This window comes from Noviherbaspirillum sp. ST9 (assembly GCF_048799745.1).
In the GTDB taxonomy this organism is placed as follows: domain Bacteria; phylum Pseudomonadota; class Gammaproteobacteria; order Burkholderiales; family Burkholderiaceae_D; genus Noviherbaspirillum.
On sequence record NZ_JBLWFR010000236.1, the window covers coordinates 1 to 500 of the forward strand.

1 protein-coding gene is annotated in these 500 nt (G+C 63.0%); it reads left to right on the forward strand.

The window, feature by feature from the left end:
• Positions 1-288 precede the first annotated feature (288 nt).
• Positions 289-500, forward strand: a 212-nt coding sequence (locus tag ACNOHI_RS25705) for a lipid II flippase MurJ (protein ID WP_420477553.1), incomplete at its 3' end; no start/stop codon positions are given.

Consider the following 500-nt stretch of genomic DNA (forward strand, 5'->3'; position numbering starts at 1 on the left):
CGGATCGAGATTTACTGAGGGCCGATCCGCCAGCCAGAACTCTCGTCATGCCCGGGCTTGTCCCGGGCATCCACGTTCTTCGGGGCCGCTGGTGAGGAAGGCGTGGATGGCCGGGACATAGGCAAGCGGAAGCGACGCCGTCCTTCGGACGGCTATGCCCGGCCATGACGCTGTGGATACTGCCGGCGTCTCTAACGCGCCCCGTTTGTGCATTTCCTGCAGAAAAGTTGCAAACCTTCCACACTGCTAGCACCTAGACCTAATCGCGCCATGCTCTAAAACAGACGCATGCTCGGACGCATCTTCACGGTTGGTGGTTACACGCTGCTGTCGCGGCTGACGGGATTTGCCCGCGACATCATGCTCGCGGCGATCCTCGGCGCCGGCCCGGTGGCCGACGCCTTTTTCGTGGCGCTACGGCTGCCCAACCATTTTCGTGCGATCTTCGCCGAAGGCGCCTTCAACGCCGCCTGGGTGCCGGCCTATGCGCACGTCCATGG